General features: G+C 60.4%; 15 protein-coding genes and 1 riboswitch. Of the genes, 7 read left to right on the top strand and 8 right to left on the bottom strand.

The genetic code is table 11. The annotated features are described in order from the left end of the window. Nucleotides 1–7: 7 nt before the first annotated feature. Genes ASD54_RS19710 through ASD54_RS19690 form a run of 5 tightly spaced genes read right to left on the bottom strand, consistent with a single transcriptional unit; the run spans nucleotide 8 to nucleotide 6,777 of the window. Nucleotides 8–640 (bottom strand): precorrin-8X methylmutase, encoded by a 633-nt coding sequence (locus ASD54_RS19710; RefSeq protein ID WP_062556243.1) that lies wholly within the window; start codon nucleotides 638–640, stop codon nucleotides 8–10. After that, a complete protein-coding gene (gene cobG / locus ASD54_RS19705) occupies nucleotides 640–1,956 on the bottom strand; it encodes a precorrin-3B synthase (protein WP_062556242.1) in 1,317 nt (438 codons plus the stop codon). Before cobG ends, ASD54_RS19710 begins: the two co-directional genes overlap by 1 nt. Beyond that, complete coding sequence (cobN, locus tag ASD54_RS19700; protein WP_062556241.1) at nucleotides 1,953–5,312, bottom strand: cobaltochelatase subunit CobN; 3,360 nt, start codon at nucleotides 5,310–5,312, stop codon at nucleotides 1,953–1,955. The genes cobG and cobN overlap by 4 nt, the downstream gene beginning before the upstream one ends. Next, complete coding sequence (cobW, locus tag ASD54_RS19695) at nucleotides 5,312–6,349, bottom strand: cobalamin biosynthesis protein CobW (protein ID WP_062556240.1); 1,038 nt, start codon at nucleotides 6,347–6,349, stop codon at nucleotides 5,312–5,314. The genes cobN and cobW overlap by 1 nt, the downstream gene beginning before the upstream one ends. After that, nucleotides 6,346–6,777: a DUF1636 domain-containing protein gene (locus ASD54_RS19690; RefSeq protein ID WP_062556313.1), complete on the bottom strand. Its 432-nt coding sequence runs from the start codon at nucleotides 6,775–6,777 to the stop codon at nucleotides 6,346–6,348. The genes cobW and ASD54_RS19690 overlap by 4 nt, the downstream gene beginning before the upstream one ends. A 97-nt stretch (nucleotides 6,778–6,874) precedes the next feature. Next, nucleotides 6,875–7,102, bottom strand: a riboswitch (cobalamin riboswitch). A 109-nt stretch (nucleotides 7,103–7,211) separates the two neighbouring features. Between ASD54_RS19690 and cobO the strand changes: the two genes are divergently transcribed. Both cobO and ASD54_RS19680 read left to right on the top strand, forming a co-directional pair. Then, the gene (gene cobO / locus ASD54_RS19685; RefSeq protein WP_062556239.1) at nucleotides 7,212–7,826 is read left to right on the top strand and encodes a cob(I)yrinic acid a,c-diamide adenosyltransferase; all 615 of its coding nucleotides are present in this window, start codon (nucleotides 7,212–7,214) and stop codon (nucleotides 7,824–7,826) included. Continuing rightward, nucleotides 7,826–9,295 (top strand): cobyric acid synthase, encoded by a 1,470-nt coding sequence (locus ASD54_RS19680; protein WP_062556238.1) that lies wholly within the window; start codon nucleotides 7,826–7,828, stop codon nucleotides 9,293–9,295. The genes cobO and ASD54_RS19680 overlap by 1 nt, the downstream gene beginning before the upstream one ends. Here ASD54_RS19680 and cbiB read toward each other — a convergent pair. Continuing rightward, a complete protein-coding gene (gene cbiB / locus ASD54_RS19675; RefSeq protein WP_062556237.1) occupies nucleotides 9,279–10,250 on the bottom strand; it encodes an adenosylcobinamide-phosphate synthase CbiB in 972 nt (323 codons plus the stop codon). The genes ASD54_RS19680 and cbiB overlap by 17 nt on opposite strands. A 10-nt stretch (nucleotides 10,251–10,260) precedes the next feature. Here cbiB and cobD point away from each other — a divergent pair, with 10 nt between their 5' ends. The 4 genes from cobD (at nucleotide 10,261) to ASD54_RS19655 (ending at nucleotide 15,269) form a co-directional block, all read left to right on the top strand. Continuing rightward, the gene (gene cobD, locus ASD54_RS19670; RefSeq protein ID WP_156379300.1) at nucleotides 10,261–11,295 is read left to right on the top strand and encodes a threonine-phosphate decarboxylase CobD; all 1,035 of its coding nucleotides are present in this window, start codon (nucleotides 10,261–10,263) and stop codon (nucleotides 11,293–11,295) included. 82 nt (nucleotides 11,296–11,377) lie between these two features. After that, nucleotides 11,378–12,811 carry a M20 family metallopeptidase gene (locus tag ASD54_RS19665; protein ID WP_062556236.1) on the top strand — a complete coding sequence of 478 codons (1,434 nt, stop codon included), beginning with the start codon at nucleotides 11,378–11,380 and terminating at the stop codon, nucleotides 12,809–12,811. A gap of 102 nt (nucleotides 12,812–12,913) precedes the next feature. Continuing rightward, the gene (cls, locus tag ASD54_RS19660; RefSeq protein WP_062556235.1) at nucleotides 12,914–14,374 is read left to right on the top strand and encodes a cardiolipin synthase; all 1,461 of its coding nucleotides are present in this window, start codon (nucleotides 12,914–12,916) and stop codon (nucleotides 14,372–14,374) included. Nucleotides 14,375–14,450: 76 nt separating this feature from the next. Next, nucleotides 14,451–15,269, top strand: coding sequence for an endonuclease/exonuclease/phosphatase family protein (locus tag ASD54_RS19655; RefSeq protein WP_062556234.1), 819 nt, complete (start codon nucleotides 14,451–14,453; stop codon nucleotides 15,267–15,269). A gap of 2 nt (nucleotides 15,270–15,271) precedes the next feature. Here the strand turns inward: ASD54_RS19655 and ASD54_RS19650 are convergent, their stop codons facing one another. Continuing rightward, entirely contained in the window at nucleotides 15,272–16,420 is a 1,149-nt protein-coding gene (locus ASD54_RS19650; RefSeq protein WP_280139210.1) for an NAD(P)/FAD-dependent oxidoreductase, read from the bottom strand. 130 nt (nucleotides 16,421–16,550) lie between these two features. Between ASD54_RS19650 and ASD54_RS26715 the strand changes: the two genes are divergently transcribed. Beyond that, nucleotides 16,551–16,694, top strand: a complete 144-nt coding sequence (locus ASD54_RS26715; protein WP_156379299.1) for a hypothetical protein — start codon at nucleotides 16,551–16,553, stop codon at nucleotides 16,692–16,694. A 70-nt stretch (nucleotides 16,695–16,764) separates the two neighbouring features. Here the strand turns inward: ASD54_RS26715 and ASD54_RS19645 are convergent, their stop codons facing one another. Next, complete coding sequence (locus ASD54_RS19645; protein ID WP_244484801.1) at nucleotides 16,765–17,928, bottom strand: M20 aminoacylase family protein; 1,164 nt, start codon at nucleotides 17,926–17,928, stop codon at nucleotides 16,765–16,767. Nucleotides 17,929–17,998 lie beyond the last annotated feature (70 nt).

Genomic DNA, 17,998 nt, shown 5'->3' with positions numbered 1-17,998 from the left:
ATCTCGCTCACAGGCCCGCCCTCGCCAGCGCATTCACGGCGGCTGCCGTCATGGCAGAGCCGCCCATGCGGCCTTTGACAATTGCATAGGGAATGCCGTGGACGCTTTCCGCCAGCGCTTCCTTGCTTTCGGCAGCGCCCACGAACCCGACCGGCATGCCAATGATGGCCGCCGGTTTCGGGCAGCCTTTATCCAGCATTTCCAGGAGGTAGAAGAGGGCTGTCGGTGCATTGCCGATGGCGACCACTGATCCCTCTAGCCTGTCCCGCCACAGTTCAAGGGCAGCGGCAGAGCGCGTGTTGCCCACTTGCCTTGCGAGGTCCGGCACCTGCGGGTCGCGCAGCGTGCAGATCACCTCGTTGTTCGCGGGAAGTCGTGCACGGGTCACGCCATGGGCCACCATCTGCGCATCGCAGAAAATCTGCTTTCCAGCCAGAAGGGCGGCGCGTGCGGCCCCCACGAAATCGGCTGAGAATTCGAAATGCGCTGCCGCTTCCACCAGCCCGCAGGCATGGATCATGCGGATGGCGACATCCGCTTGCTCTTCCGTGAAGCGGGAAAGATCCGCTTCCTCGCGGATAATGGCGAAGGATTTGCGATAAATCGCATCGCCATCGCGGATGTAATCGTAGTCCGTCATCAAGGTCCTTCGCCAAGGGCTGCCGCAATCCCGCCGGGACCGAGCCGCACAAGGCAATCATGGTTTGTTTCGCCATCCCGCCTCGTCGTCTCGATCAGACGCGCAAGGGCTGCAAGCGCTGCTTTCTCAGCGGTGGGGGCAAGGTGTTTGATCGGGGTATCCGTGGTTTTGCCGCAGAATACAAGATGGCTGCCATTTTCCGTGCCGATGAGGGCAAGCGGTGAGGGCGTGGGGTGGGCGCAGCCCTTGGCGCAGCCGGAGAGGTGAAGCCGAAGCGACCCATCAAAAAGAGTGGGTGTCTCGCTAACGGCAAAGCGCCCGAGAGCATGTGTTTCCAGTCGCGCCGAGTTGCAGGATGGCGAACCCGGGCACGCATCAATCTGCCGCAGCGGATCATCTCCCTTTACGATAAGGCCCACCTGTTCCGCCACGCCATGCAGGTTTGCGCAGGCCTTCTCATGCCCGAAGACAATAAGGCTGTGATCGGGTGCCGGCCTGATGCTCTCGATGCAGAAGCCTTCCGCCTGCTGCGCAAATTCCGCCAGTGCCTTAGCCTTGATCTGGCCAAAGGGCAGAGCGATGCGCAAAGCGTGGGTGCGATGGCTAACGGCAAACAATCCGAACAGGCTCTGTTGCGGCAGTCTGTGGAGGGGCGTGGCTGGTTTCAAATGGTGCTGCACGTTCTCAGGTAGGCTCGACATGTCTATCTGCCGTCCGCGTGTTTTCGGTCCAAAGCTCGCGAAATGATCTAGCAGCGCTGCCACGCAATCGGCTGCGTTTTCATCGCTGACACAGCCGATACCGCGTCCGGTCTGACGCGTGCCGCCGAGCAAGACATTCCACCCGGCATTAGCTGCTGCGACCAGCCGGATATCCGCCAGCAGGTCATCAAGCCGGATCAGGCCATCGATTTCCAGCACCACGGAAAGCTTCGGTGCCAAACTGCCGCGAAGCGAACGGGCAGCCTCCATGATTGCAAGGCCAAGCGGACGCGGGTCAATGCCTGTTTCAAGGCCTGCCAGCGGCGACCATTCCACCGCCAGACCTTCGCGAAGCGGCAGATCGAGCGCACGAACATCCGCTTCCAGCTTTGCAGCCGACGCCAGCGTCAGGCCCCGGATTTGCAGGTTTCCACGGGCGGAAATATCCAGCATGCCATTGCCATGCGCGATTGAAAGCGAACAAAGTGCGGCCAGTTGCGCGGGCGTAATCGCATCGATCAGCGCGACACGCGAGAGGTAGCCATCGCCCGTCAGCATCGGCGCATCGAGCGCCGGGCAAGCACCACGGGCCATAGGAGAAGCCGCAGCGTTCATCGCCTGGCCCTCGCATTCGCGGATCCGTGCAGCATTTCGAGATCACGATCCACTGAGTTGCGGCGTGGCTGCCACAACCCGCGACGGCGGGCGGACATCAGCCGGTCGGCGATGGAGCGAGCCGCTTCCGGGTTCTGGTCCAGCACGAAATCACGCACCCGCTCATCGGCCACATAGGCATCGTAAATGGCTTCGATCAGGCTTTGGGGAACGGCTTGCGTGGTTTCGGCAAAGCCGACGAGGCGATCCACCGTCTCGGCAAATTCTGCAGCACCGCGCGGGCCATGGCGCATCTGCCCATCAATGAAGCGCGGGTTCACGGCGCGGGCGCGCACCACGCGCGTTACGGCTTCCGCGACCGAGCGGGCGCGGGGCTTGTGCGGGTTCGTTGTATCCAGCGAAATCAGGTCCGCCTTGCCGCCAAGGGCAGCCACGGCTGCGGCAAAACCACCGATGAAGGCCACATCGCCGGAACCATCCAAGAGATCGCGGCCCGGATCGTCGCGGGTATGCACCAGTAGATCGGCCTGTTTCACCCGTTCGGCAAAGGTGCTTGAGGCTTCGAACCCTTCACCATCAGCGCCGCCAAAGGCATGGCTGGTCATGGCAAGATAGGCGCGGCCAAGCTCCTCACGCGCCTGCCAGTCGCCGGAGGAAAGCTTTTCCTCGATGCCGGAGCCATAAGTTCCGGGCGCGGAGCCGAAAATGCGTGGCGGGATTTGGCCGTGCCGCTTCGTCTCTTCCGCCAGCGGGTTATCGCCATCAGCTTCCTCACGGGTGGCGATCGAGCGGGCAGCGGCATCCAGCAGCGCAATCAGCGAGGGGAACATGTCACGGAACAGGCCGGAAATGCGGAAGGTAACGTCCACACGCGGGCGGCCTAGCTGCGCGGGCGGCAGAACTTCAATGCCGGTCACGCGACCGGTCGCGGCATCCTGAACGGGCCTTGCGCCCATCAGCGCCAGCCCTTGCGCCACTTCCTCGCCGCCGCTGCGCAGGCTGGCGCTTCCCCACAGGTCGATCACAAGGCTTTTCGGCCAGTCGCCATGGTCCTGAAGATAACGGCGGATCACCTCGTCCGCGGCCAGCCTGCCTAGCTCGAAGGCGGTTGGCGTCGGCATGGTGCGCGGGTCGGATGCATAAAGATTGCGGCCTGTCGGCAGGACATCACGACGGCCACGGGCAGGTGCGCCAGACGGACCGGGTCGGATGAAGCGGCCATCCAGCGCGGCCAGCAGAGCCTCGCGCTCGGCGTTTGCGCTTTGGAGCCGTAGCGGATCGCTTTCCTCTTGATCGGCGCGGCCAAACACATGCTGGCCGTCCTTGATGGCAAAGTCTTTCAGGTCGCAGAGAAAGGCATCGATACGCGAAAGGGCTGTATCCGGGTCCTCCTCGCGAGAAATGCCTGCCTCCGCCGCCAACCCCGTTTCTTCCGCCGTCTCCACAATCAGTTTTGCCAGCCGGTCGCGCCGCTTGCGGTCCAGCCCGTCGGCCTGCGCATATTCATCCACCAGCAGTTCCAGCTTTTGCTGCGCGGGTGAAAGGCCAGCCTCCGCCAGCATGGGCGGCAGGTGGCCAATCGTTTGCGCAGCAATCCTACGCTTGGCAACCGCTGCCTCGCCGGGATTGGAGACGATGAAGGGATAGAGTACCGGCAGATTGCCGGTGACGATCTCGGGGAAGCAGGTTTCCGACAGCGCGACATTCTTGCCCGGCAACCATTCCAGCGTGCCATGGGCGCCGACATGAATAATGGCCTGTGCGCCAAGCTCTCTCTGCATGAAACAGCCAAAGGCCAGCAGGGCATGGCGCGGCGGGCGGGCCGGATCATGGTAATCGGTGCGGCGATCCGCTTCTCGCCCACGATCCGGGGCCAGTGCTACCGTCACCTTGCCGAACCGAACTGCCCTGAAGCGGAACCTTTCCGCCTCAAATGCTTCGTCGGCTAAGGGGTCTCCCCAGGTATTATGCACGGCGGAGCGCGCGGCTTCGGGGAGTCGGGCCAAATAGTCGCTATAAACCTCTGCATCCAGCGTTTCCGTCTGGCGCAGCACACGATCCATCAGGTCTTTAGCGGTCGCGGGAATATCGCTCACCGTATAGCCTGCTGCCTGAAGATGTTGCAGCATCTGCAGCACGCTTTCCGGCACATCGAGGCCCACCGCATAGCCGGTGCGGCCATCGGCACCGGGATAATCCGGCATCAGAATGGTGATGCGCCGCTCGAATTTCGGCGTGGCATAAAGCGCCAGATGCTTGAGGATGCGCTCCGCCGTTGCCGCCACCCGATCCGGCTCCGGCGTATTGGCAAAGCCGGTGAAGCCAAAATCGGTGCCCGCCTGCCGCTCTGCCTTGAAGGACAGTGTGCCTGCCAGAATGCGGCCATCCAGTTCCGGCAGCACCACATGCATGGCAAGATCGGAAGGTCCAAGCCCACGCTGGTTTTCAGCCCAGGCCTGCCGTTTGGTCGTCGCAATCACGCTCTGAAACACCGGCACACCAAGCACGTCGAACAGCGTCTGGCCGTCCAGTTCCGCATTGCTGGCAAAGGCGGTGGCGGTGATGATGGCCGCAGGTTTTGACGGAGCCAACATGTCCCGTAGATGGGTCAGCGTTGCGCTATCCTTCAAGCCGGGAACGAAGATGGGCAGAACGCAGGCGCCTCTATCTTCCAGCGCTTCCACCAGCGCATCCACGGGGGCGACGTCGCTTGCCAAGAGCATGGAGCGATAGAAGAGCAGCGGCAGAAGCGGTTTCTCTCCGCGTTCGCTCAAGGCCTCGTCCAGCGAAACGACGCCTTTCAAAGGCCGGTAGATGCCGAGCTTCGGCACGTCCTCGGCCTCTGGGCATGCAATATCGGCACCCCCGGATAGCTTATTGGTAAGTCGGCTAACGAGCCTGTCCAGATTATCCGGCCCACCGGTGCGGAAGAAGGCGAGAACGGAGCGGATTTCCGCCAGATCCACCGTGGAGGCGGTCTCCAGCCGCTCGTCGCGTTCGCTGCATTCGCCGGGCAGTAGATAGAGCAGAATATTCCGCTCTCTGGCGATACGCGCCAGCTCGTCGACCCCGTAGCGCCAACGGTCGTAGCCACCGAGAATGCGCACGAGGATCAGCTTCGCATGCCGGGCCACCTTGTCACCCCAGAGGTCTACAGACATGGGATGGCGCAGGTCGGCAAGCTGGGCCAGGCGCAGGGAAAGCCCGGTCGGGTTCAGCCGGTTCCAGGCGCTCGCAATGCCGTTCAGGTCGCTATCGGTAAAGGATAGCACCACCACATCCCCCGGCGTCTGGTTCAGATCGACCGGCTCGATCAGATCGTCGAGCGAAGAGGATGTGGTGGCGAGTATATGCATCAGGCGGCCAGCAGCTTCCCGATCTTTTCGGCGTCGATGCCCTTTTCGCCGATCACGACGAGGCGGGAACGGCGGGTTTCACCGGTGTTCCATGGGCGGTCGAAATAGTGGTTCACGCGCGGGCCAACGGCCTGCACCAGAAGGCGCATTGGCTTGCCGGAGACTTCCACATAACCCTTGATGCGCAGCACCTTTTCGGCATCGGTTACATCGGCAATGCGCTTGCTGAGTTCTTCCGGGCTGGCAATGGCCGGGATATCCAGCACAAAGCTGTCGAAATCGTCGTGCTCGTGGTCCAGCTCGTCATCGTGATGCGTCTTGCGGTTTTCGATATCGTCTTCAACCGCCAGACCAAGGCCGATGAAAATTGCGGGATCGATCTCGCCATTCTGCGAATTCACGATGCGTACGGCGCGCGGCAGGTGGTCCTCCACATGGGTGCGGGCCTTTTCGAGATCCGCTTCGTTGAGCAGGTCGGACTTGGTGAGGATCACGAGATCGGCGCAGGCGATCTGGTCTTCGAAGACTTCTTCCACGGGGTCGTCATGGTCAAGCGACTGGTCTTCGGCGCGCTGGGCGGCAAGGGCTTCCATGTCGTCGGCAACGCGACCTTCGGCCAGCGCCAGACCATCGACCACGGCCACGACGCCATCCACCGTCACGCGGCTTTTCACGCCCGGCCACTGGAAGGCCTGAACGAGCGGCTTCGGCAGAGCAAGGCCCGAGGTCTCGATCAGAATGTGATCGACCTTCGGCTCCATGGCGAGGATCTTGTCGATGGCTGGCACGAAATCATCCGCCACGGTGCAGCAGATGCAGCCATTGGCCAGCTCGATGATGTTGTCTTCCGGGCAGTTTTCGATGCCGCAGCTCTTCAGGATTTCGCCATCAATGCCGACATCGCCGAATTCGTTGACGATCACGGCCAGGCGCTTGCCCTTGATGTTTTCCAGCGCGTGACGCAGCAGCGTGGTTTTTCCGGCCCCTAGAAAGCCGGTGACAACGGTGCAGGGCACGCGGGCGAGCGAATTGGTCATGAAGTCTGTCCTTCGACGTTCGGGAGAATTGGGTTGAGCGGCGGAATGCGGGCAATCATGCCGCGCTTGAGGCTTTCGGGGCGACCCTTCCACGGCATCAGTCCATCGGTGGAACCGGCCAGTAGGCGAGCACCTTCCAGAAGATCGTTTGCCGCATCGGTGCCGAGATCGCCGAACACATAGGACCAGCCATCGGCACTCTGAATGCTGGCGCTCAAGGCGCGCTTGCAATTGGCAAGGCAAGCAACCGAGCGGATTTCCACACCCTCAGCTGCCAGCGCCATGGCGCGTTCCGCCAGCAGGGCCCCATCGCGCGGCGCATCGGCGGCTTCCTGTCCGCTGCGGCATGTTTCGCAGACATGGATCACCACATCAGCAACCTCACGTGCTGCGGCATCCTGTCTGTCTGGTCGTGTCGAGAGATCCAAGAATCCACCCCAAATCATTGTTACAATGGGGCGCGTCCATGTCAGGCTTCTCACCTCACATGGTCTGATACATCCTTGCCCGGAGCACCCCGCCCGGCGGATTTCATGCATAAACGGCAGGTCTCCTGGCTCGCGACCATCGTGCCTGCGCCGCCTTCCCGAAGATATCTTCAGTGGCTTTATGCGCCGGACGCTCCATCCTTCATCCAAAGGTGGAAGGCCGCTTACAGTTGCGGGGGCAGCCGTGGTTTAGGCGAAATTCCGCACCACGTTCCCTCTTAGCTTTTCCCGTTGCCGGGAAAAGACCGTTCACAGAGGTTCACTATGCCCTTGCGTGAGTGGCTGTCAATGGTGATCACGGCAGGGGGCGATTGCCGCACGGATCGTTTTGACTATAGTCCGCCGCTCCATCGACAGGATGCAAGGAGAGGCCGGTGAAGGAGATCGACGAAAGCGAAGCGGAACGTCATCGCCGCAAGATGGCTAATCGCAAGGCGGTTCAGGATGCGGAAGTGGCCTCCAAGACCATCGAGAAGGGTCTGCTGATCGTCAACACGGGTCCGGGCAAGGGTAAATCGACAGCGGCTTTCGGGTTGGCATTGCGCATGCTGGGCCATAGGCGAAAGGTTGCCGTCGTGCAATTTATCAAGGGTGCCTGGGACACTGGCGAGCGGGTGGCGCTGGAAGCTTTCGGTGATCGCGTTATCTGGCACACTATGGGCGAAGGGTTCACCTGGGATACGCAGGACCTGAAGCGGGATGTCGCCGCCGCCGAGCGTGCCTGGGAGAAGGCCAAGGAGATGATGGCGCTGCCGGATGTGGGGCTTCTGATCCTCGATGAGCTGAATATCGCGCTACGCTACGATTACCTCGATCTTGAAATGGTCATCGCGGATTTGACCGCCCGCAGGCCGGACCTGCACGTCATTGTCACGGGTCGTAACGCCAAGGCCGCCTTGATCGAGGCCGCCGATATGGTGACGGAAATGACGCTGGTGAAGCACCACTTCAAGTCGGGTGTGAAGGCGCAGGCCGGGATAGAGTTCTGATGGTAAAGCCGCCCGCCAAGGCATTGATGTTTCAGGGAACGGGATCGGATGTCGGCAAGTCGCTTGTCGTGGCGGGTCTCGCCCGTGCCTTTACGCTGCGCGGGCTGAAGGTCCTGCCATTCAAGCCACAGAACATGTCGAACAATGCGGCCGTGACCACCGATGGCGGGGAGATTGGTCGGGCGCAGGCGCTACAGGCGCGTGCGGCTCGCGCTCCCCTTTCAGTGCACATGAACCCGGTTCTCCTGAAGCCGCAAAGCGAGGTGGGTGCGCAGATTGTCGTGCAGGGCAAGGTGCGCGGCAATGCCAAGGCTGCCGAATATCAGCAGATCAAGGCGGGGCTGATGCCAGCTGTTCTGGAAAGCTTCGAGCACCTGAAGGCTCAAGCCGATCTGGTGCTGGTGGAAGGGGCAGGCAGTGCGTCCGAAGTCAATCTACGCCGCAACGACATCGCCAATATGGGCTTTGCCCGCGTTGCAAATGTGCCTGTCGTGCTGATCGGCGATATCGATCGCGGTGGTGTCATCGCCAGCCTCGCAGGCACGAAAACGGTGGTGGACGTTGAAGATGCGGCCATGATCCACGGTTTCATCGTCAATCGCTTCCGTGGTGACCCGAGCTTGTTCGATGAAGGCATGCGGATGATCGCGGGCTTTACCGGCTGGCAGCCCATCGGCCTTTTGCCGCATTTTGCCGAGGCTTCCCGACTTCCGGCGGAAGACGCGCTGGCGCTGAATTCAAAGCCTGAACGCAAGCCGGGTGCAAAGATCCGCATCGCGGTGCCGATCCTGCCGCATGTTTCCAATTTTGATGATCTCGATCCGCTGGATGCCGAACCGGATGTCGAACTGATCCGTGTCAGGCCGGGTAGCGTGCTGCCTGCTGATGCCGATCTCGTTCTGCTGCTGGGTTCCAAGGCAACGATTTCAGATTTGCAGGCGCTCAAAAGCGCAGGCTTCGATATCGACATTGCTGCTCATGTGCGGCAGGGAAAGCCTGTGCTTGGCCTCTGCGGCGGTTATCAGATGCTGGGGAAAAGTGTTGCGGACCCTGAAGGTATCGAGGGACCGGCAGGTGTAAATGAAACCGGTCTCGGTCTGCTGGATATCGAAACACGGTTGACGGACGACAAGCGGCTTGTGGCCGTTCAGGGACAGACTGCCGATGGCGCTTCATTTGCCGGCTATGAAATGCATGTGGGCGAAACGGTCGGGCCGGATTGCGGGCGTTCCTTCGCAACGATTGAGGGGCGGCCCGAAGGTGCGGTTTCCGCCTCCGGTCTCGTTTCAGGCACCTATGTGCATGGGCTTTTCGCCGATGATGCGCAGCGTTCCAGCTGGTTGAAGCGGCTGGGGGGCGAGGCCTCAAGGCTGGATTATGAGCAGGGCGTGGAAGAGGTTCTGGATCGTCTTGCCGCGCATATCGAACGGCACCTCGATCTGGATTTGCTGCTCAGGTTAGCGCGCTGATCGTAACCGCCAGAACTCCGAACAGGGCAATCAGCAGCAGATCGGCGGTTCGGGCAAGTGTCAAAGCGCGGCGAATATCGGCGGCTGTCGCCTCGCGCCGTCCGCCTTCTCCCATGAAATGGTCGTCCACCAGTTCTCCGCCATAAATACGTGGTCCGGCAAGGGCGAGACCCAGTGCACCGGCCATGGCCGCTTCCGGCCAGCCTGCATTGGGGGATTTATGCTTGGCCGCATCCCGCCGTACCGCTTCCCACGCGTTCTTATGTGATGCGCCGGGGGTCGCCCAGGCGGCGGCAGTGAACAGCAGGGCCGTCAGGCGCGAGGCGGGTAGATTGACGAGATCGTCAAACCGCGCTGCCGCCCAGCCATAGGCATGGTAGCGCTCGTTCTTATGGCCGATCATGCTATCGGCTGTATTGGTTGCCTTGTAGGCTGTGCCACCAGCAAGCCCCAGTAGACCCAGCCAGAGGGCCGGGGCCGTGATGCCATCGGAGAAATTTTCGGCAAGGCTTTCGATGGCTGCGCGGCACACACCGGCCTCATCCAGTTGGTCCGGGTCGCGGCCCACAATCATGGAAACCGCCTTGCGCCCTGCGTCCAGACCGCCGGTTTCCAGCGCATCGGCGACGGCGCGCACATGCTCCTCAAGACTTTTCTGCGCCAGAAGACTGGAGGAGGCAACGGCTACCAGCCCGAGCCCCAGCGGCAACCACAAAAGAACGCCTTCCAGCGCCGCCGCCAGCGCAATGGTACCGGCGAGAAGGAAGACGAAACAGATCAAACCATTGCGACGCCGTGTTTCGAAGCTTTCGGATCGCGTGTTAAAGCGCCTTTCCAGTCCGGAGATCAATTTGCCGATCCAGATCACCGGATGGCCGATGCGCTCCACAAGCCATTGCGGATAGCCGACAAGCCGTTCAATAACGAGGGCGATAAAGGCAAGCGTGAAAGCCATGGAAATCGATATGCAGCCACAAAATGAAAAGCGGATCGAACACGGAGGAAGCGTGATGCGGGCGGCACGTCAGTTTCCCGATGCGCAAAAACCCTGGATCGATCTGTCCACCGGTATCAATCCGCATTCTTATGGCTATTCACCCGTTCCCGCCACCGCTTTCTCTCGCCTGCCGGAACCTTCAGATCTGACGAAACTGTGCGAGACGGCGGCACGGTGCTACGGCGCATCTAGCGGAGAGAACATTGCGGCTGCTGCCGGCACGCATCTGCTGGTGCCGATGATCAGCCAGTATATTTTCGGCGGGCGGGATGCCTCCAGCGTAAAGGCGGCAATCCTCTCTCCCACCTATGCAGAACATGCACATGCCTGCCGCATGGCGGGGTTCCAAACTGTGGAAGCGACTGATTTCGCAGCACTTGCGCAGGCTGATCTCGCCATTGTGGTGAACCCCAATAACCCCGATGGCCGTTTCATCGCGGATCATGATCTTCTGGCGCTTTCGCAGCATCTGGCGGCGAAGGGCGGCCTGCTGGTGGTCGATGAAGCCTTCCGCGATGTCATGAATGAACCGTCAGGACTGGTGGGCAAGGTTCACGCCGGTCTGGTGGTCCTACGCTCCTTCGGAAAATTTTACGGTCTTGCGGGCATCCGGCTTGGCTTTGCGGTCGCGCCAACGGAGCTTGCACAGGATTTGCGGCTGAGGCTCGGGCCCTGGGCCATTCCGGGTCCGGCCCTGCATATCGGCCTTGAGGCCTTGGCGGATCAGGCATGGCAGTCAGAAATGCGTCAAAGGCTGAGGGCTGAGGCTGACAGGCTGGATGCGTTGCTGAAGACTGCGAAAATCAAGGTCGCAGGCGGGACGATGCTGTTTCGTTACATCCGGGATGACAATGCGCAGGCCATCTACCAGTATCTGGGACAGGCCGGAATTCTGGTGCGGCGCTTTGTGGAAAGGCCGGATTGTCTTCGCATCGGTCTTCCGGCACCGGACGAGTGGCAGCGGGTCGAGGCGGCTCTTTGCTCAGGAAATTGGCAGCGCTGAGGGGTGCAAGAAAGAATTGCATTCTGTCGAGCGTGGGATAGGTTCGGTGTCTATCTCATATTTCGCATACAGGTGAAGTCCGATGTCTACGAGCAATAACCTTCCTGAAGTCTTCGATGTCATCGAGAACAAGAAGGAGGCTTTCATCGGACTGGCGAACCGCGTCTGGGAAACGCCGGAAACCTGCTACATGGAAACCCAATCCGCGGCTGCCCATCGCGAAATGCTGGAAGAACAAGGTTTCCGGATCACGGAGAATGTTGCGGGCATTCCAACCGCGCTGATTGGCGAAGCGGGAGAGGGCGGTCCGGTCATCGCTTTTCTCGGTGAATATGACGCGCTTGCGGGCCTCAGCCAGAAGGCGGATGTTTCACATTTTGAACCGCTGGTACCGAATGCCAACGGCCATGGCTGCGGGCATAACCTTCTGGGTTCCGCTTCGCTTCTGGCGGCAACGGCACTGAAGGACTGGTTGGCATCCACCGGCATGCCGGGTCGCGTTCGCTATTACGGCTGCCCTGCGGAAGAGGGTGGTGCGGCAAAAGCCTTCATGGTGCGGGCAGGCGCGTTCGAAGACGTCGACATCGCCATCTGCTGGCACCCAAGCAATTTCGCAGGCGTTCAGCGCGAAACGTCATTGGCCAATTGCCGCATCGATTTCACCTTCCGAGGGCGCGCCTCGCATGCTTCCGCAAGTCCTGAACTGGGCCGTAGTGCGCTCGATGCCGTGGAGCTGATGAATGTTGGCGTCAACTACCTGCGCGAGCACATGCAGCAGGATTGCCGCATTCATTATGCGCTTCTGGATGCGGGCGGCATTTCTCCAAACGTGGTCCAAGCCTATGCCAAGGTGCGCTACGTTGTGCGAGCGCCGGAACTTCCCGGTCTCTTCTCGCTGATCGAGCGGGTAAAAAAGGTGGCAGAAGGCGCTGCCCTGATGACCGAGACCACTATGGAAAGCACCATTCTGGCGGGCGTTTCCAACCTTGTGGTCAACACGCCGCTGATGGATGTGATGCAGGACATCTGGCAGAGCCTTGGCACACCGGAATTCGATGAGAAAGACAAGGCCTTTGCGCAATCGATCCGCAATACGCTGTCTGCCGAAGACATTGCCGCCAGCTGGGCGCAGGAACGGTTGGATGTGGAAGACGATCTGGCTTTGCCCGATTTCATTCTGCCAGCGCATAACGAAGTGCGGCAGATGGGTGGTTCTACCGATGTGGGCGATGTGAGCTGGGTCGTGCCGACCGTGCAGGCTTATGGTCCCACCCTCGCCATCGGCACCCAGCTTCATACCTGGCAGGTGGTGGCGCAGGGCAAAAGCCCTCTTGCGCACAAGGGAATGATTGCCACTGCCAAGGTCATGGCGGCAACGGGCCTCGCCGCACTGGAGAGCCCGCAGCTGCGTGAAGCTGCCTGGGCGGACCTGAAGAAGAGATTGAAGGGTCAGCCCTATCGCAGCCCGATTCCTGAAGGGGCGGAGCCTCCGGTTGCTGCGATGACGATCAAATGATGTCTACATGTCTAGATATCTAGACACGTCGTCTGGTGACTTTCGCGTGGGACGTCGTCTGAAGCGATTGCGATTTCCTGCGCCGCGCCTATATCGTGAGGCATGCTGGATTTCCTCTCGCCCTATTGGCCGCACATCGTTTTCGTCTTGTCGGTCGTCATGGGGGCGACCGCTGCCATTCACGTGGCGATGACCAAGGAGGAAGTTCGCTCAGCAGTCGGCTGGGTGGGCGTTATCCTGCTGTCTCCGATCGTCGGTGCGCTGCTGTACCTTATTGCAGGCATCAACCGCGTTCGCCGGAAGGTCATCTTCAACCGCAGGCGACTGCGGCAGGGCGGTGTTCTTGCCCACCTCGACAATTACGATGCGGATGACATTAGCGTCGCCATGGAGTTCGGTCGGCGTTTTCTGGCGATGAAGACGCTTGGTGATCGCGTGGCGCGCCACCCGATGACCAGCAGCAATGAAATCCAGTTGCTGGACGGTGGCGATGCTGCGTTCGAGGCCATGTTGTCGGCCATTTCCACAGCCAAGCGCAGTATCATCCTGGAAACCTATATCTTTGATCGTGACACGATTGGTCGTCGCTTTGTCGCTTCTCTGGGAGAAGCGGTGGCGCGCGGCGTTCAGGTGCGGGTTCTGATTGATGCCGTTGGCGCGCGTTACTCCGTGCCCAGTGTTCTCGGCATGCTGAAGGATGTTGGTATCAGCGTCGCGGTGTTCAACGGCAATGTCATCGTAGGGCTACGCCAGCCCTATGCGAACCTGCGTACGCACCGGAAAATCATGATTGTCGATGGTGCGGTCGCGTTCACAGGGGGCATGAACATTCGCGAAGATTTCTCGCGCACATGCAAGGGCGAAGGCTGTGCGATCGACACCCATTTCCGCATTACGGGCGCGGTGGTGGCTGATCTGTTCGCCATTGCTGCCGAAGACTGGCACTATGCCAGCGATGAAATTCTCGATGGCGAGGAATGGCAGATTGCAGCGCCTGCCCATGCCCCGGGCCATGCCAAACTCATTCGGGCGGTCGCTTCCGGTCCAGACCGGAGCGTGGAGACCAATCACAAGATGCTGATGGGCGCGTTCTCGGTCGCCCGCTCGAACATTCGCATCGTTTCACCCTATTTCCTGCCGGATCGCGAGTTGATCAGCGCCATGGCAACAGCGGCGCGGCGCGGCGTGGTGGTCGACATCGTTGTGCCCGCCTCCAATAACCTGACACTGGTCGATAGGGCGATGACGGCTCAGTTCGATCAGGTGTTGAAAGGGCATTGCCGCCTCTGGCGCGCATCGGGCCCATTCAACCATTCCAAGCTTCTGGTGATCGACGGCCGCTGGGCCTATGTCGGATCGTCGAACATGGATCCCAGGTCGCATCGCCTGAATTTCGAGGTCGATCTCGAAGTGTTCGATATCCCCTTTGCCGAAGATCTGGAAAGGCGGATCGATCGCTCGATTGAGACCGCGAGCAGGGTCAGCCTTGAGGAGTTGCGTGCCAGACCGTTTGCCGTGCGTCTGTTCGAGCGCATTCTCTGGCTCGGTTCTCCCTATCTCTGAGCCGATGTGTTTGACCGATGGTGGAAGTAGATGAGAACGGCATTATATGCTCTGCTAAAGCAGCGATCGTGACCGCATGACCAAGACCAGAACGATACCGGCGAACATCATCGCTTCCCTTCGAAACCGCAAGACTCGTGGCGCTGCTGCGGTGGACGGGATGTTGACGGAAGGAGAGGGCCTGCGGGTCGCCTCCTACAATGTTCACAAATGTGTCGGTGTCGATGGCAAGTTCGATCCTGCCCGCATTGCCCATGTCATTCGTGAAATCGATCCCGACGTGATTGCCCTGCAGGAGGCCGATACCCGCTTCGGGGAACGCCGCGGTCTGCTGGATCTCCACTGGATCGAGCGAGAAACCGGGCTTTGTCCCGTGCCGATCAGCGGCATCGCTAAGGCGCATGGATGGCATGGAAATGTCCTCTTCTTCCGGAACGGCGCTGTCCGCGACGTGCATCCGGTCAAGCTTCCGGGCCTTGAGCCGCGCGGGGCGCTGCTGACCGAACTTGAGCTTGCCGACGGTACAGCCTTGCGGGTGGTTGCTGCGCATCTGGGTCTATTGAACAGATCGCGGCAAAGTCAGGCGAGAATGATCCTCGATCTCCTGCGGTTGCGGGACGATCAGCCGACGCTTCTGATGGGCGATCTCAATGAGTGGAGGCTGGGCAATCGTTCGTCGCTGAACTCACTCGCTTCGACATTTCGCGGAATGCCCTCGGCGGTGCCGAGTTTTCCCTCCCGGCTGCCGGTTCTGGCGCTTGATCGCATCATGTGTTCGCATGAGGGGCTGATTGAAAAGGTGCATGTCCACGACACGGCACTGGCGCGGGTGGCTTCCGACCATCTACCGATCAAGGCTCTGTTGCGCACCCCCGGGCAACGGACTGCCCTGTGACGTCAGGCCGTCAGCAGGTCCTTCACCCGATCTGCCATGGCAAGCGAGGCAGTCAATCCGGGGCTCTCTATGCCGAAGAGGTTCACGAGGCCGCTCACGCCATGCGCTTGCGGGCCATCGATCCGAAAATCTGCCGCGGGATCAGACGGGCCGGAAATCTTGGGCCTGATGCCGCTATAGCCGGGAACGAGTGCATTGCGAGGCATTTGCGGCCAATAGTGCCGCACGGCGTCTTCGAAGCCGTTGACACGGTTCGGATCGACCTCATAGTCAATCTCATCCACCCATTCGACATCGGGACCGAAACGCGCCTGTCCGCCAAGATCGAAGGTTAGATGCACGCCCAGTCCGTGCGCGTGCGGGGCTGGATAGATGAGATGGTTGAACGGCGCGCGGCCTGTCAGCATGAAATAGTTGCCCTTGGCATAGCCGGTTTGCGGAATGGCCGACACCGGCAATCCCTCAATGCACGCAGCGACACGGCTGCCGTGAAGACCTGCTGCGTTGACGAGCATCCGGCTGGTAATCGTCATGGGATCTGCACCGCCCACCCGGATCTCGAAGCCTCCCGCGATCGGGCTTGAACCCTCGAAAGGTGCATGAAACGCGATGGCTGCTCCCGCATCCTCCGCATCGCCCTGCAGAGCGAGCATGTATCCATGGCTGTCGATGATACCGGTAGATGGAGAATGGAGAGCTGCAACGCAATTCAGGGCGGGTTCGAGCTGTCGTGCCTGCCGCTGATCGAGCATCACCAGATCCGACACGCCGTTCGCCTCGCCTTTGCTCTTCAGAGCTTCGATAAGGGGCAATTCCTCTGTAGATGTCGCGACGATCAGCTTGCCGCATTGGCGGTGCGATACGCCGTGGGATTCGCAAAAGGCGTAAACTTGAGCCTTTCCCTGAACACAAAGTTGCGCTTTCAGGCTGCCTTTCGGGTAGTAAAGACCGGCGTGAATGACCTCGCTGTTGCGGGATGAGGTCTCAGTGCCGATGGCGCCTTCCCTTTCGAGGATGAGGACCGAATGGCCGGACCTTGCAAGACTGCGCGCGCAGGCGAGACCCACGACGCCTGCTCCGACCACCACCACGTCTGTGTCCATCACTCGCAAAACCCTTCTGAAATGAGACTCGCCTCTGGTGCAGCATATTTATTGCGCGCTTGGCATTATCGCGAAAGGATATTTCCAGAGAGGCCGTGCCCGAGAAAGGAAATCTCTATCAATCTGGTCGTGTTAAGGTAATGTTACAGAATAAGGCGACAATGTGACGGAGGATCTCATGACCCAGTCCTTGCAACATCTTCCCGTGGAGCTTGCCGCTCCGGGATCGGCCAGAATTGGCTATCCGGCCTTGCTACCCACTTTGTTGGCATTTGCCGCAATCGCTTTCATCGGCGCTGTTACCCTTGGTATCATCGCCTGATCTGAACGGTACGCACCGTACGGATCTTGAAAAAAGCCCTTCCGTGCCGCCCACGGAAGGGCTTTTTCGTTCAGTCATTCTTCAGGTAAGTCTCCACCGTTTCTACCCACATGGATACGCCGATTGGCAAGGCATCGTCATTGAAGTCGAACTTCGGATGATGTAGCGGCGGATCGCGGTCTGTCCTGCCGGTCCCGAGCAGGATGTAGCTGCCGGGTGTCTCCGCCAGCATGAATGCGAAATCCTCGCTTCCCATGCTGGGGCGCGGCAGATCCATGACGTTTTCGGTTCCAACCACGCGCTCCGCCACCTGACGAATGAACTGTGTCTGTTCCACATGGTTGATCGTCGGCTCGTAGCCACGCTCATAGGTGATCGTAGCACTCATGCCGTAACTGGCCGCCTGACCTTCGGCCACTTCACGCACGCGCTTTTCCAGCGTGTCGCGCACTTTCGGGTCAAAGGAGCGGATGGTAACCGCCAGTTCCGCGCGTTCCGGAATGACATTGCTGGCCTTGCCGGAATTGAAAGCGCCGACGGTAATGACTGCTTGATCCATGGCGTGCAGGTTGCGGGTTACGATCGTCTGCAAGGCCATGACGATGCTTGCACCGCAAACGATCGGGTCGAGCGCCTCCTGCGGTTCGGCACCATGACCTCCGCGACCGTTGACGACAATCAGGCATTCGTCGGCTGCGGCCATCATTGGCCCTTCCTTCACGGCAATCCTGCCGAAGGGGATGGATGGATCGTTGTGGAGACCGAAAACCACGTTGCAGGGGAAGCGCTCGAACAGCCCGTCATCAATCATGATCTTGGCTCCGGCGAAATTTTCCTCCGCCGGCTGAAAGATGAGATGAACCGCCCCATCGAAATTCCGGCGCTCCGCCAGAGCCTTCGCGGCGCCCAAGAGGATGGCCGTGTGCCCATCATGGCCGCAGGCATGCATCAGGCCCGGCGTCTGGCTGGCGTGATCGAGGCCGGTTTCCTCGAAGATCGGAAGGGCATCGATATCAGCGCGGATGCCGATCGCGCGTTCGCTCGAGCCGTTGCGCAGTGTGGCGACGATGCCGGTCTTGGCTAGCCCGCGCGTGACTTCGTAACCCATCTGTGTGAGCTGATCGGCAATGAAATCGGAGGTTTTGAACTCGGACAGGCCCAATTCCGGATTCTGATGAAGGAAACGCCGCAGCGCCACGAGTTCCGGCATGTCGTTCGAGATCTGGATTGTCATATCGTTACCACCGCTGGCAGTTAAAGCATCATTAGCAAAGCATGAGACATAGCAGCCCGTGGTGCTGTGG

The organism is Rhizobium sp. Root149, from assembly GCF_001427345.1.
Lineage (GTDB): Bacteria > Pseudomonadota > Alphaproteobacteria > Rhizobiales > Rhizobiaceae > Neorhizobium > Neorhizobium rhizoryzae.
The sequence above is the reverse complement of the archived record's forward strand: the minus strand, read 5'-3'. Positions and strand labels throughout refer to the sequence as shown.

Excerpts from the sequence above, each read along its gene's own strand:
- ASD54_RS19710 (WP_062556243.1), bottom strand. The coding sequence starts at position 640 with ATGACGGACTACGATTACATCCGCGATGGCGATGCGATTTATCGCAAA.
- cobG (WP_062556242.1), bottom strand. The coding sequence starts at position 1,956 with ATGAACGCTGCGGCTTCTCCTATGGCCCGTGGTGCTTGCCCGGCGCTC.
- cobN (WP_062556241.1), bottom strand. The coding sequence starts at position 5,312 with ATGCATATACTCGCCACCACATCCTCTTCGCTCGACGATCTGATCGAG.
- cobW (WP_062556240.1), bottom strand. The coding sequence starts at position 6,349 with ATGACCAATTCGCTCGCCCGCGTGCCCTGCACCGTTGTCACCGGCTTT.
- ASD54_RS19680 (WP_062556238.1), top strand. The coding sequence starts at position 7,826 with ATGGTAAAGCCGCCCGCCAAGGCATTGATGTTTCAGGGAACGGGATCG.
- cbiB (WP_062556237.1), bottom strand. The coding sequence starts at position 10,250 with ATGGCTTTCACGCTTGCCTTTATCGCCCTCGTTATTGAACGGCTTGTC.
- cobD (WP_156379300.1), top strand. The coding sequence starts at position 10,261 with ATGCAGCCACAAAATGAAAAGCGGATCGAACACGGAGGAAGCGTGATG.
- ASD54_RS19665 (WP_062556236.1), top strand. The coding sequence starts at position 11,378 with ATGTCTACGAGCAATAACCTTCCTGAAGTCTTCGATGTCATCGAGAAC.
- cls (WP_062556235.1), top strand. The coding sequence starts at position 12,914 with ATGCTGGATTTCCTCTCGCCCTATTGGCCGCACATCGTTTTCGTCTTG.
- ASD54_RS19655 (WP_062556234.1), top strand. The coding sequence starts at position 14,451 with ATGACCAAGACCAGAACGATACCGGCGAACATCATCGCTTCCCTTCGA.
- ASD54_RS26715 (WP_156379299.1), top strand. The coding sequence starts at position 16,551 with ATGACCCAGTCCTTGCAACATCTTCCCGTGGAGCTTGCCGCTCCGGGA.
- ASD54_RS19645 (WP_244484801.1), bottom strand. The coding sequence starts at position 17,928 with ATGACAATCCAGATCTCGAACGACATGCCGGAACTCGTGGCGCTGCGG.